The following is a 19233-nucleotide window of genomic DNA, read 5'->3' on the forward strand; positions in this document are numbered from 1 at the left end:
TTTTATCATGTCAAATATTTTTCGCCCCGACGATACTGACAAGCCGCTCAATTTTGGTTGCCGCTGTGGCAACCATCGCAGCCAAAGCGAGTGTGATGACAAGCTGCCTTTGGATGATCGCTTTGAATGCGTCTCTGATCACAGCCGTATTGAGCATACCAATACCGATTTTATTGAAGCGGTGGCAATCAAAGCGTTGTTTCCAGATGAGCCGACCCGTCGTGCGTTTTTTAAAACTGTCGGTAAGACAACTGCTTTGGCAGCGATTGCCAGTGTTTTGCCCATCGCAACGCTCCAAGAGGCTGCCGCCATTGACACGCTTAAGCCTGAAAAAAAGTCGGTGGATATTGGCTTTTTACCCATTTTATGTGCAACGCCGCTGATTATGGCAGATCCACTTGGCTATTATGCAGAACAAGGCATCAAAGCCAATTTATTAAAACGGGCAGGCTGGGCGTTGGTCAGAGACCAAATGATGAACCGAGAGCTGGACGCTGCACATTTTTTGGCACCGATGCCGATTGCCATCAATCTTGGACTTGGTTCAGCCAAGCAGAATATGAAAGTTGCCGCCATACAAAACACGAACGGTCAAGCACTCGTTATGGCGCTTAAGCATAAAAATAACCGCAATCCAAAAAACTGGAAAGGCATGGCGTTTGCCATTCCGTTTGAGCACAGTATTCATAATTATCTGCTACGCTACTTTTTAGCCGAGCATGGGCTAGATCCCGATAAAGATGTCAAACTGCGTTTAACGACGCCACCTGATATGATTGCCAATCTCAAGGCAGGCAATATTGATGGGTTTTTTGGTCCTGAGCCGTTCAATCAGCGTGCGGTTTGGGATAAGGCGGGCTATATCCACACCCTAAGCCGAGACATTTGGAATGGTCACCCATGCTGCTCGTTTGGGACATCTCAAAGTTTTATTAATGATTATCCCCAAACTTTTTTGGCGATGTATCGTGCCATCATTAAAGCCAATGTGATGGCAAATAAACCAAGTATTCGTAAAGACTTATCCAAACTGCTCTCACCTGCCAATTATCTTAATCAGCCTGAATTGGTGCTACGCCAATCTATCATGGGGCGTTTTGCTGATGGTGTGGACACCATCCAAGATGTGCCTGATCGCATGGGCTTTGATGTGATGCCGTGGCACTCGGTAGCGGCTTGGATGATGACCCAGATGAAGCGATGGGGTTATGTAACTGGCAACATCAATTATCAAGATATCGCAAATCAAGTATTTATGCTCACCGATGCCAAAAAACAAATGCAAGCCATGGGCTACACTGTCAAAGACGATGAGCCAAAAATTACCGTGATGGGTAAAGAATTTGATGCTACCGATCCTGATGCGTATTTAGACTCATTTGCCATCGGACACAAATCCACAGGGAGATTACATGGCGTATAAATCTTTATCGACCAAAGCCAAAGGTTATCTATTATCACTGCTTATTGTCTTGAGTGTGATTGGCATTTGGCACGCCGCCACCTTGCCCAAGCAAATCACCGCACCCACCGATCCTTTGCGTCTAGAGTATCGTATTTTAATGGGTGATATACCTGAATTTACCAAGCCTGGGGCGATTGTCGCCATCCAAAAAAGCGAATTTCCAAGCCCAACAGAATTTGCCAAGACTGCATGGGTGCATATCTCTGACCCATTTTATGACAAGGGCTTGAATGATAAAGGCATTGGCATACAGCTTGGTTACTCCATTGGGCGTGTGTTGCTTGGATTTTTCTTGGCGATGATTGTGGCGATTCCTTTGGGTTATGCCATCGGTATGTCACCTGTGCTTGGCAGTGCCGCCACGCCTTTTGTTCAGATTTTAAAGCCCATCTCACCATTGGCATGGATGCCGATTGCCCTTTATACGATTAAAGATTCTAACGCATCAAGCATTTTTGTGATTTTTATTTGTTCTATTTGGCCAATGCTTACCAACACAGCCTTTGGCGTGGCATCGGTACGCCGAGAGTGGCGTAATGTCGCCAAGACGCTTGAACTATCACCCTTCAAGACTGCCACCAAAATTGTCATCCCTGCCGCAGCTCCCACCATCGTCACAGGCATGCGTATCTCCATGGGGATTGCTTGGCTTGTGATTGTGGCAGCCGAGATGCTTGTCGGTGGCACAGGGATTGGCTATTTTGTATGGAATCAGTGGAATAATTTATCGCTTGCCAATGTGATTTTTGCGGTGCTACTCATTGGTCTTATGGGCATGATTTTGGATATGTTATTTGCAATATTACAAAAAAAGGTGAGTTATGTTGAATAATCAAACCGCTTCGCCACTCATTCAGGTTAATGCACTCACCAAACGCTACGGTGATGGCGAAAATATTTTTGAAAATGTGAATTTTAATATCCAAAAAAACGAATTCATCTGCCTTATCGGTCATTCAGGCTGCGGTAAGTCCACCATCTTAAATGCCTTAGCAGGGCTTGAGGCAGCAAGCTTTGGCGAGATTTTGATATATGATAAGCCAGTTACCCAACCGTCACTTGAGCGTGGTGTGGTGTTCCAAAGTCATGCGCTACTGCCTTGGCTTACGGTCGGTGAGAACATCGGTTTTGCACTCAAAGCCAAAACCCCAAATTTATCTGTCGCCGAGACAAACCGTCAAATCGACTTTTATTTGGGTATGGTTGGGCTTGCCAAAGTCAAAGACAAAAAACCAAGCCAATTATCAGGCGGTATGAAGCAGCGTGTGGGCATTGCGCGCGCTTTTGCGACAAAACCTGAGCTTTTGCTGATGGATGAGCCTTTTGGGGCGCTTGATGCGCTCACCCGCGGTGTCATCCAAGATGAGCTTGTCAATATTGTGGCAGACACCCATCAGACGGTATTTATGATTACCCATGACATTGATGAGGCGATTTTACTTGCTGATCGCATTTTTTTGATGAGCAATGGTCCACGGGCATTTTTGGCAGAAATTGTTGAAAATACCATTCCCAAGCCACGCCATCGTGATAGTATCCATCACCATCATCAATACTACAAAATCCGCAATCATTTGCTTGATTTTTTGGTGCATCGCAGTCGGGCATTACAGCAGTCGCCTGAGCGTCCCAAAAGACCCAAAGTGATTAATTTTAATCATGCCGAATGGGATGGGCTGTAAATCATGATTTGACTAGCCATGGGCTTTGATCGCTCAGCAACTTTGACAGAATTTATTAATTAAGGTTTATTTTTACCCTTAAAACCTTGTATAATCATCAGTTGGTCTTATTTAAATAGACACTCTTTTTACTTGATAAGGTTCATATGAATACAGGTCTTACCCTCACAGATAAAGCAGCTGCCAAGCTCGCCAAACTCAAACACACCGAAGGCAACGACGCCTTGATGTTGCGTGTCTATGTGACGGGCGGCGGCTGTTCGGGGTTTAGCTATGGGTTTGATTTTGCCGAAGAATTGGGCGATGATGATGCCACTTTTGATAATGGTTCAGAGGTTTTGGTCGTGGATTCTTTAAGCTATCAATATTTGGTCGGCTCAACCATTGACTACACCGAAGGCTTAGAAGGCTCTCGCTTTATTGTCAATAACCCAAGTGCGACCACGACTTGCGGCTGTGGCTCATCATTTTCTATCTAGTCACTTGACAGCCATCAGTCACTGTGCCATCTTTTTGGTGGCACGACTGCAAGCTTGGTACAAATAATTTTGCCAACAAAGACGCTTGGACTTATAATATACTCATCGTGCTTTAATTTGGCACCTCATCATCAATCAAGTATCTGCCATGACATCTACCTTTACACTCCCTTTTTGGTTTAAACCCAATCTTGTTGCAGGGATGCAGCGTGGTATCGAAAAAGAAGGCTTAAGAATGCAGCCCGACGGCTATTCTGCCAAGACCTTTCATCCTGCCAAACTTGGCTCTAAGCTGACACATCCTTATATCACGACTGATTATTCTGAAAACCTGCTTGAGCTGATTACCAAACCCATGCCATCAATTAAACAAGCACTTGATATGCTGCGTGATTTGCATGTTTTAGTGCATCGCAGTTTAGAAAATGATGAGCTGATATGGCCATTATCCATGCCTTGCATGACCTCTGATACCGACAGTGATATTCCATTGGCGGACTATGGCTCGTCAAATATCGGTAAACTCAAAACGCTGTACCGCTCGGGGCTTGGGGTACGCTATGGCCGTAAAATGCAAACGATTGCAGGCTTGCATTATAACTTATCCATCGGTGATGATTTATTTGGTGCATGGCAACATGCCGAGGGTGCAAAGGATTTAACCGCCTTTAAAAATGATAAATATTTGGCATTGATTCGCAATTTTAAGCGCCTGACACCTTTGGTACTGTATTTGCTTGGTGCAAGCCCTGCGGTATGCGGTACTTTTGTGAGCGGTCGCCAGCATAATTTGATACCACTTGGTACAACCTGTAGCTATCATCAGCCAAACGGTACAAGCCTGCGTATGGGTAAGCTTGGTTATACCAATAGCGTCCAAGAGGATTTGGATATTCGCTATAATCATTTGGATGAATATATCAAAGGTCTGCGAGCAGCCATTGGAACGCCTTATGCTGATTTTGAAGCCATCGGCGTGGATGACGCTCATGGCGTACCCATTCAGATTAATAACCACATTCTACAAATTGAAAACGAATATTACAGCCCCATCCGCCCAAAACAAACTGCCACAGCTTCTGAGACACCCACGCAAGCACTGCAAGCACGAGGAATCGCTTATGTAGAATTTCGTGCCATTGACCTTGACCCTTATTCTGATATTGGGATTACAAGCGTAACGGCGTGTTTTTTGGAGATTTTGGCATTGTATTGCTTATTTACCGACTCGCCTTATCTCATGTCAGAAGAAGAAAAACGCCTAAATCAAAATATTGATATTATCGTCAATCATGGCAGGCAAGCAGGCATCGCTATTGATACTGATTTTGGTAAAGAAAATCTGCATGATTGGATTATCCATCACTTAACCCAAATGCAGACCATTGCCGATGCGTTTGATGCACATCATGGCAGTAACCAGTACCGCACTGCTTTGACGATGATGCAAGGCAAAGCAATCAATCCAGATTTTACCTTATCAGCACAAATCATTGCCGATTCACACCGTGTGGGTGGCACTTGGGCGTTAGGTAAATTACTGGCTCAAAAGCACCAAACCGAACTGTTATCCCATGCACTAAGTCGTGTTGATGAGGCTGAGTTTGATGAGCTTGCACGCACCTCCTTGATTGAACAAGCCCAGCTGGAAGCTACTGATACGATAGGGTTTGATGACTATCTAAAAGCCTACCGCTGAAGCATAAAACATGAAAGGTTTGGTAGGCCCGATGGTTCATCATAAAACATATATGGGCTTTTATAGGATTATTTTTCACCATTCACTCACCCAAAAGAGCTTATCATGACGATGCCAAACTATCGCACACTCAATATTATCTTGTCACTCATCATGGTGGCAGGCAGTGTTTATGCTATTGGTTATTTACAAAATTACTTAATGCTAAACCCTTGTCCTTTGTGCATTTTTCAGCGGATTGGGCTTTGGATCATGGGTATATTCGCCTTGCTTGCTGCCATCATCAACCCACACCAGAAACTGGTGCGTTTAATACTTTGGGTTGGTAGTATGGTAGGCACACTTTGGGGGTTTGGGGTGGCAGCTCGTCATACTTGGCTTCACTATGCCCCATCAGCACAGCCGCCTGCCTGTGGGCCGGGGCTTGAGTATTGGGTGCAGACCATGCCCATGTCAGAGGTACTCACGACCGTACTAACAGGCAATGGCGATTGCGGCATGATTGACTGGACATTGATGGGGCTGTCTATTCCTGCACAAGCCATGATTTTATTCATAATCGTCGCTTTGATTCAGGTGATTATTTTAAAGAAAATATTAAATAATCATTACTAAATACAAAATGTATTAAATAAAGCGTATTAAATATCAGGCTTTAAGATACCACCAAAGCAACCTAAGACTTTGGTATTATAAAAACATTGCCACTAAGGATTATCATGCACATTCATATTTTAGGTATTTGTGGTACTTTTATGGGTTCGTTGGCTCTGCTGGCTCGTGATTTGGGCCATACAGTGACTGGCTCAGATGCCAATATTTACCCACCGATGAGTACGCAGCTTGCTGATGCTGGCGTGGAGGTTTGGGAGGGTTATAAAGCAGAGCATTTGATGCCTGCGCCTGATTTGGTCGTGGTGGGTAATGCATGTAAGCGAGGTATGCCAGCCATTGAATATATGTTAAATGAGCGCCTGCCTTATACTTCAGGTCCGCAGTTTTTATACGAAACAGTACTCAAGGATCGTCATGTCTTGGCGGTTGCAGGTACACACGGCAAGACCACCACAACCACCATGCTGGCTTGGATATTGCAGTTCTCAAACATTAATACGGGTTTTTTGATCGGTGGTGTGCCACTGGTAAAAACCACCGACGATCGCCTAAAGACAGCTTTTGCTCACAGTGCACACTTGGGCGAGCGGTATTTTGTGATTGAGGCAGATGAATATGATTCAGCATTTTTTGACAAACGCTCAAAATTTGTACATTATCGACCAACGACAGCCATTTTAAACAATCTAGAATACGATCACGCTGATATTTTTGCAGATCTTGATGCTATCCAGACCCAATTTCATCATATGATTCGCATGATACCATCCAAGGGTCAAATCATCATACCAGCGGACACCCCAAGCCTAGAGGCGACGCTGGATAAAGGCGTTTGGACGCCTGTGGTGCGCACCCACCTAAATGGCGGTAATGACGACAATGGCGCCGCTGAGTGGCAAGCCAAACTTGGTGCTGAGGACGGCTCATCTTTTGAGGTGCGTCATGGGGATGACTGCGCGTCCGTGACTTGGTCGATGAGCGGACTGCATAATGTTAATAATGGTCTGGCTGCCATCGCTGCAGCGCACCACATCGGTGTGTCGGTTGAGGCGGCTTGTCATGCGTTGTCGCAGTTTGGGGGAATTAAGCGGCGCATGGAGCTGATCGGTGATATTGATGACATTTTGGTGTTTGATGATTTTGCACACCACCCAACCGCCATTAGCAGCACACTTGATGGTGCCAAAAAACGCCTAGCTCCTCGGCGGATTTGGGCAATTATCGAACCGCGCTCAAATACAATGAAGCTTGGCAGCCATCGCCCGCATTTGGCACCTTCGGCTGCCGTGGCAGATCAGGTCATCTGGTATGAGTCCAAAGGACTGACTTGGGGGCTCAAAGAAGCCATTGGTTCTACACCTAATCAGCTTGTGCTAGACAGCGTCGATGCCATCTTAAGCCACCTAAAAACGCAAGCCAGGGCAGGTGATGCGATCATCATCATGTCAAACGGCGGCTTTGAGGGTATCCACGGACGCCTGGTAGATACTCTTAGTCAGCCTTGATTGCCAAGGCTGACTAATAACCAAGCCCTTGAATCAAAAGGCTATCAGGTCTTAGTAACAAAACCTGATAGCCTTCATTCAATATAATCATCAAGACTGATGAAAGGCGCGTCCTTCAAACTGCTCAATCAAAGCACGCTCTTCATCAGACCACGGCATCTTCACCATGGCTGTATCTGTGCGTACGATGACCGCCTCACCGCTTGCGACTAAGGCCTGCTGGGCTTGGCTGTACATGACGTATTCTTGGACGACGCTGGTGCTACCCAAATGCTTAATACGCACGCCAACCAGCAACGTATCAGGATAGGTTACAGGACGGCGGTACTGCATGGACGACCCTGCCAAAATCGTCAATAAATCCTCGCGCGCCGCCATAAAGCCAATCGCACGCATATAAGCAATACGCGCCGATTCAGCATAGCGATAATAAGCCACATTATTGACATGATTAAAGCCATCCATCTCACCCCAAGCGATCGGCTGCACATGAACGACAGGATAGTCGCGCAGTGGCTCGGGTCGGTCATCACCCGTCAATATCGGCTCAAACGCACCTTCAACTTTTAGCATCTTATTTCCTTATCATTTGGTTAATGAATCACTATAAATATAGCTGCAATGTGTGATCAACACTAGGTCTATCAAGCCTGCGGCGGCTTATAACCTGCAGGTTTTTCATAATCGCCATTATCCAAAAACTTCTCACGCTGTTCATTGAGATATTTTTTTGCTTGTGGGTCAATCATACTTAGATGCTTTTCATTAATCAGCATCGTCTGTAACTCAAGCCATGCATTCCAAGCTTTGGCAGACACGGTATCTTGGATTTCTTGACCTTTAGCATTAGGAAATGGTGGATTGGGTAATTTGGGAAGGTTTTGTTGATATTTACGACAAAAAACCATATGATCATTTGGGTTAAAGGTCTGCATAATTGCCCTCATCTTATTAAGTAAAAAATTCGGTTGAACTGATTATAACAAATATTGACCCAAATTGGCTAAGGATTTACCAAAACCTGCTCAATCATTGATTTGATATCACTGTGTCAAAACAAATCTTTGAAAGCGTTGGACAAAAGCTATCATACAAACCTTAACATCTGATGATTAAAACTCAGGCACACTACTTGTACGACTAAGGCCATAAGTGCCAAATCTACCATCAGTGAGAACCTCCGCTGCCTGCTTACCAATGTACAAAGGATAAGACTGCTGATTGGTTTGGCTGATTAATTGGACATAAGGATGCGCAAATGACTGCTCTTCATAATTTTCAAAGTGCTTAGCCGCCTTATCATAAGAGACACCATGCCGTTTGGCTTGATGCGTGATACGCTCATCAAGTGTCATTTTGGGCGTGGCACGATAATAATTTACATATCCTTTGATATCATTTGGCACGGAGCGAATACTACTGATATGAATATAATCCGCCAAACGCTCAAGCCACTTATCCAAGTTAAGGGCAGATAATGCCTGCTCAGTCGGTGCAAATACTCGCAGCTTATAGCCCAAATAGGCAATTTTTTTATCAGCACGGGTTCGATACTGTGGGAATGACACACCATAAACCGTTTTATCTTGCTCATCTTTTTGCTCAACAAAGGCAAGATGTAACTGGGTGTAGAGCTTGCTCCACACCGTATAAGGAGAGATATCCGCTTGGGGGATTAAGGTAATTTCTTGATAAAATTTCATGATTCTTTTCCGCTTGCACCAAAAACACCACCACGAACCAAGACCGCCATGACATAGTGCTGATTTTCCACGCTTGGCTTGTTATCTTTTAATATCCAGCCATCAAATAAGGAATAAAAATCCTGCTTTTGTTTGGGTTGGCGAAATGCCGTACCCATCGTGGTTACCTGCCCATATGGCTCAACTGCAATCGGAAATTGAGCGTCTGGATACCAAGTATCAATGGTACGAATGGCATTGCCGATTTTTTGAGAATGAATGCCTGCTTTGTCATTAATATGATACAAAACCTTACTCTTGGTTTTACCTGTATCCAAAATCAATTCTTGTGATGGATACACTTCTTGACCATAGCCAACCACCGCTTCTGCTGTGATATTTAAAATAATAAATGCTTGATTGGTTAAGCCTTGCTCAATCCAGTTAGCCAAAGTCATAAGCTCTGGGCTTTGTGTATCAAAATTATGAATAGAAATGCTTTTGGCGTCAAAAGTTAAAGTCTGCTGCCGATCTGCCAATTTACATGTGACACTGACCGTAATTTTTTCAGCACCGATACGGTTACGCCATAGCCAGCGGGCGTTAGCGATATTGGTTGCATAGCGGTGTGCCAGCGTCTTTACACCATGCTCTTTTAGATAGCCTTGCACCGTTTGTAATAATTTGGCTTGATAAGCTTGGTCATTACAGACATTAGGCTTGCCGTCAAATGGTAGCACTTTACATGTCCATGACACAACCAAAGTATCATTATCTTCTAATAAAGATGCTGAATCTACTTTTTGTAAATTGGCTTTTTCAATTTCAGCATCAAGCTTAGCTGGGTCATTTGTAATGGTATTTTTTAAACGATTACTGATTGTGCCACGGATAGATTTTTCCTGAATACGCACAGGAGTAGTCCCACTGTTTTCATTTTGGCTATTTTTTTGTGCCATAAAACCATCAGAAATATCCAAATTGCGTTCAAAAGCTAAGACAGTTGCTGTTTTTAATTGACTCATCAGATCACTCCATTTCATTAAGATTAAAATTATGATAACTCGTTTTGTGTCAGCAGATATAAACCTGTTTCATCATAGTGTTGTCGCCAAAAGGCTGTTTCAATATTATCCTTTAGATGATGTGGATACACCCATTTACCCAAACCGTAAACCGCCTCTACATATTGGCTTGGATACTCAGGATTACGCACATTGTCCATTTGACCAGCCTTAAATTGTTCACTAATTGCCTGATAGCCCATTGGCATAGGTACAATCCAGCCATGCCCTGTTTTGATAGATTTGGTGTGCCATTTGGTATTATCATCTAAACCCAGCTTTGGCTGATGGTGTAGTGTACACACATCAAGCAGTACATCAAGCGGTGTGGCTTTTGGATCGGTGCTTTGGGCTTTGTCAATCAATTCACCAAATTCAGAACTGGCATCCATCAAAACAAATGCAGGCATTAAAAGTGGTATAATCTGATGCATACTTTCAAAACCAAAATACCGTACAGGATGGGTTTTGGCAATATTCATCACACTCCCGCCAGCAATACGCTGCCTAAAAATGGCTTGTGATAAAAATTGGGTCAGCTCTTGACTGCGTTTTTCTGAAAGTAAATCAGACGCTAACACCTCCACAGCAAAGCTCATCACCAAATTACACTTGCCTTCCTCCACAATTGGGGCGGTATTACCATCTTTTTTGAGTGGATTACGAGTTTGATTAAAAGTATGGTCACGATATCTGCCTGCTTGATAAGTTTTGGGTGTGCATTCATAACAAGCCAATAGCACACCGCCTAATGCCAAATCAGCAAATCGCTCATCCGCCATTAAGGTGCGTGATAAGGCATGAAATGCACCTGTAAAGCCTGTAATCGCAGGGAAGCCATAGGTCAAAGGGCTAGAAATTGTATTGGCATCACAAATCACCATTTTGTGAAAATACACGCACCCTACCCTAACTTTATCATTCATAAAAATACCCCTTTGCCCAAGCGTTCATAAAATTTTTGCATCTCTTCAATTTCTCGTTGCCATTCATTGTATTCTGCATCTGCAAAATCAAATTTTAGCTCTTTGACCGTGCTACGCAATTGCTGATTAAACCAAGACGCAAAATCTTCTAAAATCAGCTTCTGCCAGTCATTCTTAGCTTTTTCGTTGGCAAACTCAGCTTCACCGTCCAAATCAGCACGATACGGATCCAGCCATATTTTTTGGGCAAGTGGCAGTGCATAATGCTTTGACCAACCTGCTGGTTTATTTTGTAATGCATGGGCAATGCCAAAAATCGTATGCAATAAGCGGTCTATGGCATCTTTGCGTTTATCTCGCACATTGATTGTATTTCTGGTATCTTTAACGACTTGAACCACATAATTAAAATCATCTTGAATATGGTATTTTAAAGTTTTACTCTCAAAAAAGTTTTCACAAAATTTGGATAAAGAAAATTCACGGCCTTGGCTTATTTTGGGTGGTAATGAGGGCAATAAATAGTTACGCCCGCCTTGTCGGCTCGTGAGTTGGCTGATGTTTTGCGGTTTTGAGCCGCCCAATTGTACGATTGCCAAATTTGGCATGCTGACATAAGATGTATGAAGTGCATTGGGCTTAAAGCGATTCTCTAAGGCTTTTTTATTGTCATCAGAATATCTTAATTCGTTAATTTTTAAATAGACCGCATAAGTCAATGCTGATGGGTACAATGGAATGATATTGATGTATTGCAGTTCATCTAAATGATTAACTGTATTATCATTAGTTACCCAAAGCATTTGTTTATTGCGTTCATGGGTCGCTGGATTTTCCATTGTGCTTTGTAAAACGTGTTTAAAGCATGCATGATAATGACCTGCCATCTCTTTATCATCAGACAAAGATGCGATAAATTGCTCATTATCGGCTAAAATCAAATCACGCACTTTTACGCCTTGCCCCACATCAAAATCAAAAAATGATGCCAGCGGCAGAGCTGCTGCGTTGCCATTCGCATCTAATGCAGGATTGGCAAGACTATGAGTACCAACCAAGGTATTAAGTCGTTGTTGTTTTGGGATAAAATTGATATTATCACCTTTGGCATCAGGATGAATGCCTTTGGAAATGTGCGTTCCAAATTTAAGCTGTTTTGCCATGCTATTCACAGCCAAATCCAACCAATGTACACGTTCAAACTTTTTTTTGATTTCGTCAATTTGTGTCTGGCATTCTGTTATCACAGCATGATTGCCATCTTCTTGGGCTTTCATCAGCTGTTTTTGTAGCTTTTCTGACTTAGAATCAATCTGTTGCTCTAAAAATCTGCTGATTGCCGTGAGAGCAAGGTCGTTTATCGTAGTCATCTTATCAATACCCTTCCTTAATTAAAGATTTCATGATTTAATCACACTCCCAACGCCAATTCATTCAATAACGTCTTACGTTGTCGCCAATTGGGTAAAAATTCATCCATATATGCCATAAATCGCGCATTGTGATGACGTTCCAATAAATGAACCAATTCATGCACTACCACATATTCCAAACATTCTCGTGGCTTTTTAGCCAACTCTAAATTGAGCCAAATGCTACCTGAAACCGTATTGCAACTACCCCATAAGGTTTTCATTTTCTTCACACCAAAACGGCTGGCTTGCACTCCCATTTTGGGTTGCCAAATCGCCAGTAATTTCTCAATTTCACGTTTGAGTTCATCGCGGTAATATTGCTCTAATACCGCAATTTTATTGGCATGGCTGGTCTGTTCGCGTACCCACAAATTGATTTTCTGATGTGAAAGTTCAATGCGATGTCTGCCAGTCGTGTGCAACACTTCTAAACGATAACGCTTGCCCCACAAAAAATGGCTTTCGCCTGCCAGCATTTCGCGTTCAGATTGTCTCGCCTGGTTTGCAAACTTGGCTTGCTGTTTTTTTATCCAAATCAAACGGCTGGCAACGGCTAAACGTATTGCATCATCACTCATGCGTAACGGTGCAGATACCCGCACATTGCCCACAGGTGGCAAAACAGCAATGTGCAGATTTTTAATTGCTTTTCGCTGTAAATCAATGCTTAAATTGCCAATTTGCATATTACTCATGCTTGATATTCCGTCTGCTTCATTATTAAAGCCAACACATCATCGGCATTTAACCCTTGCTCGTCAAAAAGCGGATTAAGCTGATTTTTAAGATGTCTCTGCTTCATTTTATTGTTTAAATAACCGTCTTGCTTGTGGGCTTGAATGGCATCATGCAAGCGATTGACCCAATTTTCATCTTGACAAAAATTATCAAAAATCGCTTGTTTGCCAGCGGTGTTAATGGTTTTTGGGTAATGCGATTGTGGTGGACAAATCACTTGCTTGGCAAGCTGGGCGATTTTGCGTAAATAGTCTTGATAATTCAGCACTCCTTTTCGGCGTTGCTCAATCAATTCATCTAACAGCACAGACATTTGTTCGTAATATTTCGGGTTAATCGGGTTTTCATCGACAATTTTACGGCGAACATTGTTTTCAATGGCTTCCGCCATGCCGTTGGGGTCTGATGCGATATTGGGCGGCAAATTGTCTTGAATATTTTCTTGTTTTTCAACCAATAATTGCAACAAACCTTTGTTTTCAAAATCGGCAATTTTTTCGCTGTCTTCCGCACGCACATATTGATTGATTAAATAACGCATATCGGCATCAACGGCTTTCAAATCCACATAATCGCCACTTGCTATTTTGATGTCATCACGCAGTTGAGTGAATTTTTCTACCCGTTCATGCCATGCTACCGCTTCCTGTTCGCTGTAGCCTGCCAAAACCAATTCATTGGCAATCGTTGAATAGGCACGAATGAGCTTGACCACTGCCTGATAAAATGCCAAACGGCGTGTTTGAAATTCTGTGGCTAGGTTGCTGTGCGTATCTTGTCCGCAAAAATAGGCTTTATAGGCAGACAAATCTTTGGGGGCAAGCACATTCTCCACAATCATTTGCACTGCTTCCCAAGCGGTTTCCAAGTCGGCTTTGGCAATCGCCAAACGGTCTTGCAATAACCCTTTGACATCTTCGGCTTCATATTCGCCAAAGGCTTCTTGGGTGAAATCAGTAAAGGCTTTTTCCAGCGATTTAAATAAATCACGGTAATCCACAATATAGCCATACGTTTTACTGTCGCCATCCAAGCGGTTTACACGACAAATGGCTTGGAACAGATTGTGGTCTGCCATTGGCTTGTCAATGTAGAGATAAGTCGCTGACGGGGCGTCAAATCCTGTCAATAATTTATCCACCACAATCAACAATTTCATTTGGGCGGGTTGCTCAATAAAGCGTTTTTTGACGTCTATTTCAAATTGTTCGGTTTCTTTGTCGCCAATTTGGTTTTCAGGCAGCCTGAAATAGTCAGCAATCATTTTGCGGTAAATTTTATATTTATACTCTTCTTCACTTTGTCCGTTGCCCGATAATTCACCTTTAATCGCGTTGGCGTTGGGCTTAAAGCTGGTAACAATCGCTACCTTATCTTTGAGTGATGTTTCGCTAAATAATTCATAGGTTTGGCAAGCCTGATACACGCTGGAACACACCAAAATCGCATTGCCACGACCATCAGACATACGCGGTTTGCTATCCATATCCAGCAAAATATCGTCCACAATTTTTTCCAAACGATTTTTGGACGACATCAATTTTTGCATCGTTCCCCAACGCTGTTTTAACTGCGTTTTGGCAATATCGGTTAAACCACGGGTTTTATTTTCAAACCAGTTATCAATTCGTTTGTGCGATGATAACGATTGTTCGATGTCTCGTGCTTCATATAATAAATCCAGCACCACGCCATCTTTGACTGCTTCGTCAAATTTATAGGTATGGATATAACCGCCAAAGACTTCCACCGATTTTTTCTTGTCGGATTTGAGTAATGGCGTACCTGTAAAGCCGATAAACACCGCTTCAGGCAACAGCATTTTCATCGCTTCGTGTAATTTGCCCGATTGCGTGCGGTGGCATTCGTCCACAAACACAAACAGCTTGCCTTTGGGTGCAAAATCGCCAGCACGCGCTTTAATTTCACGCAAATAGTCGTTTAATTCGCTGTCGTCTTGGTCGTCTTCCGTGCCTTTGCGTCCAAATTTATGCACCAAAGAACAAATCAAAGACGGTTGATATTCATCAAGGACATCTAACAAATTTTTTCCACTGGTTGTGCGATAAATCGTGTGGTTGGTATTACTAAATACCTTTTCGATTTGCTCATCTAATTCTGTGCGGTCGGTAATAATCAACACACGACTGCCGCCACCTTGTTCCAAAATCCATTGTGCCAGCCACACCATTGTTAAACTTTTGCCGCTGCCTTGGGTGTGCCAAATAATACCGCCTTCGTTGTTGGCAATTTTGGCTTGGGCAGCCTGAATACCGAAATATTGATTCGGGCGACAGGTTTTTTTTATCCCTGCATCAAACACCATAAAATCGTGTATCAATGCTAAAAAGCGTGATTTGTCGCATAACGATTGCAAATCGGTATCCAAATCGCCTTGAATTTTACCGTCTTCTTTCCATTGCAAATAATATTTTTCGCCCGTTTCAATCACGCCATAACGTATGCCTTGCGTGTCGTTGCCTGCCATAACCAATTGCACGGTGGTAAAAAAGGCTTCGGCAAAATCTTTGTGTTGGCTGGACAGGTTTTGGCGAATGCCTTCGGATACCGACACCGAAGAGCGCTTCAATTCAATCACCGCCAACGCGATGCCATTGACATACAGCACCAAATCGGGACGTTTGTTGTACGCCACACCTTTTATGCTGACTTCTTCGCCAATGGCAAAATCATTGTTATGCGGATTATCCCAATCAATCAGCCACACCGTTTGCGTTTGTTCGCCCACGCCCGTTTTGACTTTTACGCCATAGCGTAGCAAGCGATAAATGGCTTGGTTGGCGTCATACAAACGGCGACCACCGCCCACATAATTTTCTTTTTGCAATAATATGATTGCGTCTTTTATCAAGTCATCAGACACACCACGCTTTGCCAACCATGTTGTTAAATCATCTTCACGGATATTTTTATTATCTTGCCCGCTCAAATCGCCCAAATAGCGATAGTTCAGCGTATTTTGAAAGAATTGGATCACACGGTTTTGGGTTTTTTGTTCAACTTGACCGATGGGGATAGTCCTGGACATGGCGATTTCCTATGATTTTTAACTTTTTAAATACAGATATTCAAAATAATTTGCTTGGCGTGGTCAAAGGGCAATCTGCGACCTTTAGATTTCATGGTATCTAATGCTGTTATCGCTTGATTTTTATCTATCTTTTGATGAACAACCAACTGCTCTAATACCCATACTGTGCCCTTGATGAGTACTGCTTCTTTTTGAGCAGCATCTCGCAAAGCTTTATCACCTGTTAATAAAGGGCAGCTTTCTTGTTTAGCAAGCGACAATGCCATTAAATCGTGCATGCTGGTTTTGCGGTATTGGCTAGATAGTTGAACAACATAAATCATTGATTGCTCTGTTAGGCTTAATTGTTGCAATCCCATTTGCAATAAATTGGCGTGCTGCCTACGCAATTCTCGTTTAAACAGTACATCAGGCGTACAAAAGCGATAAGGCAAGCTAAACATCAATGCAGTCAATCCACAGCAATCCAAATCAATAAAAATATTGGCATCACTAATCAGCATCTGTTGCATCATTTGTCCCATTGCTCAAAGTTTGCTCCTGAATGAACTGATAAATAGGCATTCCCAATAGCTCCGCTCCTTTAGATTCGCTAATTATCTGTTCGGCAACCGCACGATAGACCAATTGTTTAAAGGTGTGTGTATTTTCGCTTGCATACACTTCAGGCTCTTGTTTATGCCAGCCGTTTTGATTAAAGATGATATTGATGCCCTTGTGGTAAGTTGCGGTAATAATGCCCAAATCTTTGGCACGATAGGCAATCGCACGCATCGACAAGCCATATTCACGCTTTAAATATGCCAACTCTTTTGCGTAAATCTTTTGGCGTTTTTCGCCAAATTCATGAATCATGCGAGACTTTGGCAATAAAAATGCTCCTGCAAAGCGATTGCACGCTTTTTCAATATCCCAGTCATCAGGTAAATCATGGGATAAATAAGCAGGCAATACCAAATGCCCCAATTCATGCGCCAATGTAAATCGCTGACGGTCGCCTGACCATGATGAAGATACGACAATAATCGGGGTGTTGTTAATCATTGCCTGCAAACCATCAAATTTATTGTCAGTATTGACATCGCTCACGATAACAATAATCCCCAAATCCTCCAATAAATCAATCATTTTTGGAATGGGGTTTGTGCCTAGTTGCCAATGCTTACGCAACGCATCGGCAAACTGCTCAATATCATCTAGTAAATGGACTGTTGGCAAATTTGCTTCCAAGCAATAGGGCTTGACAGGAAAATCAAGCCACAACTCTTTGAGTGTTAGCCAGCGTTCTGCTTGTTTGGTAACATCAACCGTGATTTGCTTGAGCAGTTTTTTGGGTGTGCTAGATTTGGTGCGATATTCCACCTCACCCAATTCAACCTGAATAGGGCGGAATAAAAAATCCATTTCCACGCCCAGCACATCCATCAGGCGTAGCAATACATCAGACGATGGCATGCTGGTATTATGCTCATATTTTTTAATCATATTGGCACTTAAGCCGACCAAATCCGCCAATCCCTGCATGGATAACTTTTTAGCTTCTCGTGCCATTTTTAGACGAATGCCAATCATAATCGCCCCTTTTTAACTTTCTTGGTTTACAAATTTTAAAAATCTAGTGTTATTGTAAACCAAGAAAGTTATGGAGTGCTACCATAATTTTGTAAATTTTGCAAACCTTAAAACGGCAAACGGATTTTTCCTGTTAATAAATTTTGCATCACACCTTGCTTGATTTCGCGTAATTTTTCAATCCGCGCTTGTAAGGCTTTAATTTCGCTATCCATATCGCCTAGGATTTGGGCGATGGCGGTTTGTTCTTTATATTGCGGACAAAGAATTTCTATTTGTTTTAAAGTGCTACCATTTAATTTTGCACGAGTACCACCAACAAGATAATGGCTAATATTCATGGATGAAATACAGTAGGCTAAAAATTTATTGCATAAAATATTCTTCTTTCCCTGAAGTACATGAGCATGATTATTTACCCATATTTTCCCTGTTGTATATTGAACAGGATAATTGATTAAATCATTAGCTCCATCTTCAGCGACTAAAACAAATTCGCCATCATGGGTAAAGCCATTTACATAATCTTGAATACCATTTGCACCATAATATGGGATATTACCAAATATACGATTTGAAGCAGAAACTGGAATTCTTTGATTATCAAAGATATTTACATATTCACCCAACGCTACCACTTCCCAATCTTCAGGAATATCGCCCCATTCGGTTTTTAGGCTGCCTTTGGGTGTGCCGTCTGCACGGTGGGCAAATTCAGGCAGCCGTGTTTTGCCTGTGAGTAGCTGTTGCATGGTGGCGGTTTTGATGGCTTGTTTTTTGGCAAGCAATTTTTCCAGCTCGGTAATCAAGGCATCAGTATCACTCAATGCAGTGGCAATAGCGGTTTGTTCAGCAGTGGATTTTGGGATTGAAATTTTGAATTCAGATAAATTTTTATTTGTAATTTGATTTATCGTTGCTCCCATTACTTCTTTTATTTGATTTTGAATTACCGATGATTGAAAAGCATAAAATACAAAATTTGCGTAAGATGTTCTAAAAATAGACATAAAAGCACCGAAAGCTGAACCAGATGTCTTTTTATCAATCAACGCACATTTTCCAATTAACTGACGACTACCATTTCTCACGCAAATTAAAATATCATTTTCTTTTGTAATAACCCGTTCTGGTAATACCATATCTACAAAAACATTATCTTGAAATTCTAATTTGTTATTTTGAATATTTGATGAACGTAAAACCAGTGTTCCAAAAGATTTTACATTGCTTGGACTATACGTTAATCCAATGATAGTTTCACCAATATCCCCCAAAGCCACCACTTCCCAATCACTCGGAATTAAACCCAATTCAGTCTGTTTATAGCTTGTCATGA

The 19233-nt window shown here is 42.5% G+C and carries 18 protein-coding genes; 7 read left to right on the plus strand and 11 right to left on the minus strand.

Features of this window, described 5'->3' with window-relative positions; genetic code table 11:
• Positions 1-7 precede the first annotated feature (7 nt).
• From AO382_RS03590 to mpl, 7 genes are all read left to right on the plus strand, one after another.
• Positions 8-1423 carry a CmpA/NrtA family ABC transporter substrate-binding protein gene (locus AO382_RS03590; RefSeq protein ID WP_064618259.1) on the plus strand — a complete coding sequence of 472 codons (1416 nt, stop codon included), beginning with the start codon at positions 8-10 and terminating at the stop codon, positions 1421-1423.
• Entirely contained in the window at positions 1413-2297 is an 885-nt protein-coding gene (ntrB, locus tag AO382_RS03595) for a nitrate ABC transporter permease (RefSeq protein ID WP_064606437.1), read from the plus strand. Before AO382_RS03590 ends, ntrB begins: the two co-directional genes overlap by 11 nt.
• Entirely contained in the window at positions 2287-3147 is an 861-nt protein-coding gene (locus AO382_RS03600) for an ABC transporter ATP-binding protein (RefSeq protein ID WP_064618261.1), read from the plus strand. Before ntrB ends, AO382_RS03600 begins: the two co-directional genes overlap by 11 nt.
• Before the next feature lie 146 nt (positions 3148-3293).
• Complete coding sequence (gene erpA / locus AO382_RS03605) at positions 3294-3626, plus strand: iron-sulfur cluster insertion protein ErpA (RefSeq protein ID WP_064618263.1); 333 nt, start codon at positions 3294-3296, stop codon at positions 3624-3626.
• Positions 3627-3774: 148 nt separating this feature from the next.
• Positions 3775-5325 (plus strand): glutamate--cysteine ligase, encoded by a 1551-nt coding sequence (gene gshA, locus AO382_RS03610; RefSeq protein WP_064618265.1) that lies wholly within the window; start codon positions 3775-3777, stop codon positions 5323-5325.
• 105 nt (positions 5326-5430) lie between these two features.
• Positions 5431-5940, plus strand: a complete 510-nt coding sequence (locus AO382_RS03615; protein ID WP_064618267.1) for a disulfide bond formation protein B — start codon at positions 5431-5433, stop codon at positions 5938-5940.
• Between the two features lie 104 nt (positions 5941-6044).
• The gene (gene mpl / locus AO382_RS03620; protein WP_064618269.1) at positions 6045-7445 is read left to right on the plus strand and encodes a UDP-N-acetylmuramate:L-alanyl-gamma-D-glutamyl-meso-diaminopimelate ligase; all 1401 of its coding nucleotides are present in this window, start codon (positions 6045-6047) and stop codon (positions 7443-7445) included.
• Positions 7446-7535: 90 nt separating this feature from the next.
• On the opposite strand, the gene AO382_RS03625 is transcribed toward mpl, so the two are convergent.
• The 11 genes from AO382_RS03625 to AO382_RS03675 all read right to left on the minus strand — a co-directional run bounded on the left by AO382_RS03625 (position 7536) and on the right by AO382_RS03675 (position 19231).
• Positions 7536-8018: an acyl-CoA thioesterase gene (locus AO382_RS03625; protein ID WP_064618271.1), complete on the minus strand. Its 483-nt coding sequence runs from the start codon at positions 8016-8018 to the stop codon at positions 7536-7538.
• A gap of 71 nt (positions 8019-8089) precedes the next feature.
• Positions 8090-8380, minus strand: coding sequence for an oxidative damage protection protein (locus AO382_RS03630; RefSeq protein ID WP_064610229.1), 291 nt, complete (start codon positions 8378-8380; stop codon positions 8090-8092).
• A 177-nt stretch (positions 8381-8557) separates the two neighbouring features.
• Positions 8558-9148, minus strand: coding sequence for a type I-F CRISPR-associated endoribonuclease Cas6/Csy4 (gene cas6f / locus AO382_RS03635; RefSeq protein ID WP_064618273.1), 591 nt, complete (start codon positions 9146-9148; stop codon positions 8558-8560).
• Positions 9145-10152 carry a type I-F CRISPR-associated protein Csy3 gene (csy3, locus tag AO382_RS03640; protein WP_064618275.1) on the minus strand — a complete coding sequence of 336 codons (1008 nt, stop codon included), beginning with the start codon at positions 10150-10152 and terminating at the stop codon, positions 9145-9147. The genes cas6f and csy3 overlap by 4 nt, the downstream gene beginning before the upstream one ends.
• Positions 10153-10181: 29 nt before the next feature.
• The gene (gene csy2, locus AO382_RS03645; RefSeq protein ID WP_064618277.1) at positions 10182-11117 is read right to left on the minus strand and encodes a type I-F CRISPR-associated protein Csy2; all 936 of its coding nucleotides are present in this window, start codon (positions 11115-11117) and stop codon (positions 10182-10184) included.
• Positions 11114-12487 (minus strand): type I-F CRISPR-associated protein Csy1, encoded by a 1374-nt coding sequence (csy1, locus tag AO382_RS03650; protein ID WP_064618279.1) that lies wholly within the window; start codon positions 12485-12487, stop codon positions 11114-11116. The genes csy2 and csy1 overlap by 4 nt, the downstream gene beginning before the upstream one ends.
• A 41-nt stretch (positions 12488-12528) precedes the next feature.
• Entirely contained in the window at positions 12529-13227 is a 699-nt protein-coding gene (locus AO382_RS03655) for a M48 family metallopeptidase (RefSeq protein ID WP_063453873.1), read from the minus strand.
• Positions 13224-16319 carry a type I restriction endonuclease subunit R gene (locus tag AO382_RS03660; RefSeq protein ID WP_064618281.1) on the minus strand — a complete coding sequence of 1032 codons (3096 nt, stop codon included), beginning with the start codon at positions 16317-16319 and terminating at the stop codon, positions 13224-13226. Before AO382_RS03660 ends, AO382_RS03655 begins: the two co-directional genes overlap by 4 nt.
• A 26-nt stretch (positions 16320-16345) precedes the next feature.
• Entirely contained in the window at positions 16346-16837 is a 492-nt protein-coding gene (locus AO382_RS03665; RefSeq protein ID WP_264753396.1) for a PIN domain-containing protein, read from the minus strand.
• Positions 16815-17894: a helix-turn-helix domain-containing protein gene (locus AO382_RS03670; RefSeq protein WP_064618285.1), complete on the minus strand. Its 1080-nt coding sequence runs from the start codon at positions 17892-17894 to the stop codon at positions 16815-16817. The genes AO382_RS03665 and AO382_RS03670 overlap by 23 nt, the downstream gene beginning before the upstream one ends.
• 107 nt (positions 17895-18001) lie before the next feature.
• Positions 18002-19231: a restriction endonuclease subunit S gene (locus tag AO382_RS03675; RefSeq protein ID WP_064618287.1), complete on the minus strand. Its 1230-nt coding sequence runs from the start codon at positions 19229-19231 to the stop codon at positions 18002-18004.
• Positions 19232-19233 lie beyond the last annotated feature (2 nt).

The organism is Moraxella catarrhalis (assembly GCF_001656295.1).
Lineage (GTDB): Bacteria > Pseudomonadota > Gammaproteobacteria > Pseudomonadales > Moraxellaceae > Moraxella > Moraxella veridica.

Bases quoted from the DNA above. Each gene is read 5' to 3' on its own strand.
- AO382_RS03590 (WP_064618259.1), top strand. From the start codon at position 8: ATGTCAAATATTTTTCGCCCCGACGATACTGACAAGCCGCTCAATTTT.
- ntrB (WP_064606437.1), top strand. From the start codon at position 1,413: ATGGCGTATAAATCTTTATCGACCAAAGCCAAAGGTTATCTATTATCA.
- AO382_RS03600 (WP_064618261.1), top strand. From the start codon at position 2,287: ATGTTGAATAATCAAACCGCTTCGCCACTCATTCAGGTTAATGCACTC.
- erpA (WP_064618263.1), top strand. From the start codon at position 3,294: ATGAATACAGGTCTTACCCTCACAGATAAAGCAGCTGCCAAGCTCGCC.
- gshA (WP_064618265.1), top strand. From the start codon at position 3,775: ATGACATCTACCTTTACACTCCCTTTTTGGTTTAAACCCAATCTTGTT.
- AO382_RS03615 (WP_064618267.1), top strand. From the start codon at position 5,431: ATGACGATGCCAAACTATCGCACACTCAATATTATCTTGTCACTCATC.
- mpl (WP_064618269.1), top strand. From the start codon at position 6,045: ATGCACATTCATATTTTAGGTATTTGTGGTACTTTTATGGGTTCGTTG.
- AO382_RS03625 (WP_064618271.1), bottom strand. From the start codon at position 8,018: ATGCTAAAAGTTGAAGGTGCGTTTGAGCCGATATTGACGGGTGATGAC.
- AO382_RS03630 (WP_064610229.1), bottom strand. From the start codon at position 8,380: ATGCAGACCTTTAACCCAAATGATCATATGGTTTTTTGTCGTAAATAT.
- cas6f (WP_064618273.1), bottom strand. From the start codon at position 9,148: ATGAAATTTTATCAAGAAATTACCTTAATCCCCCAAGCGGATATCTCT.
- csy3 (WP_064618275.1), bottom strand. From the start codon at position 10,152: ATGAGTCAATTAAAAACAGCAACTGTCTTAGCTTTTGAACGCAATTTG.
- csy2 (WP_064618277.1), bottom strand. From the start codon at position 11,117: ATGAATGATAAAGTTAGGGTAGGGTGCGTGTATTTTCACAAAATGGTG.
- csy1 (WP_064618279.1), bottom strand. From the start codon at position 12,487: ATGACTACGATAAACGACCTTGCTCTCACGGCAATCAGCAGATTTTTA.
- AO382_RS03655 (WP_063453873.1), bottom strand. From the start codon at position 13,227: ATGAGTAATATGCAAATTGGCAATTTAAGCATTGATTTACAGCGAAAA.
- AO382_RS03660 (WP_064618281.1), bottom strand. From the start codon at position 16,319: ATGTCCAGGACTATCCCCATCGGTCAAGTTGAACAAAAAACCCAAAAC.
- AO382_RS03665 (WP_264753396.1), bottom strand. From the start codon at position 16,837: ATGATGCAACAGATGCTGATTAGTGATGCCAATATTTTTATTGATTTG.
- AO382_RS03670 (WP_064618285.1), bottom strand. From the start codon at position 17,894: ATGATTGGCATTCGTCTAAAAATGGCACGAGAAGCTAAAAAGTTATCC.
- AO382_RS03675 (WP_064618287.1), bottom strand. From the start codon at position 19,231: ATGACAAGCTATAAACAGACTGAATTGGGTTTAATTCCGAGTGATTGG.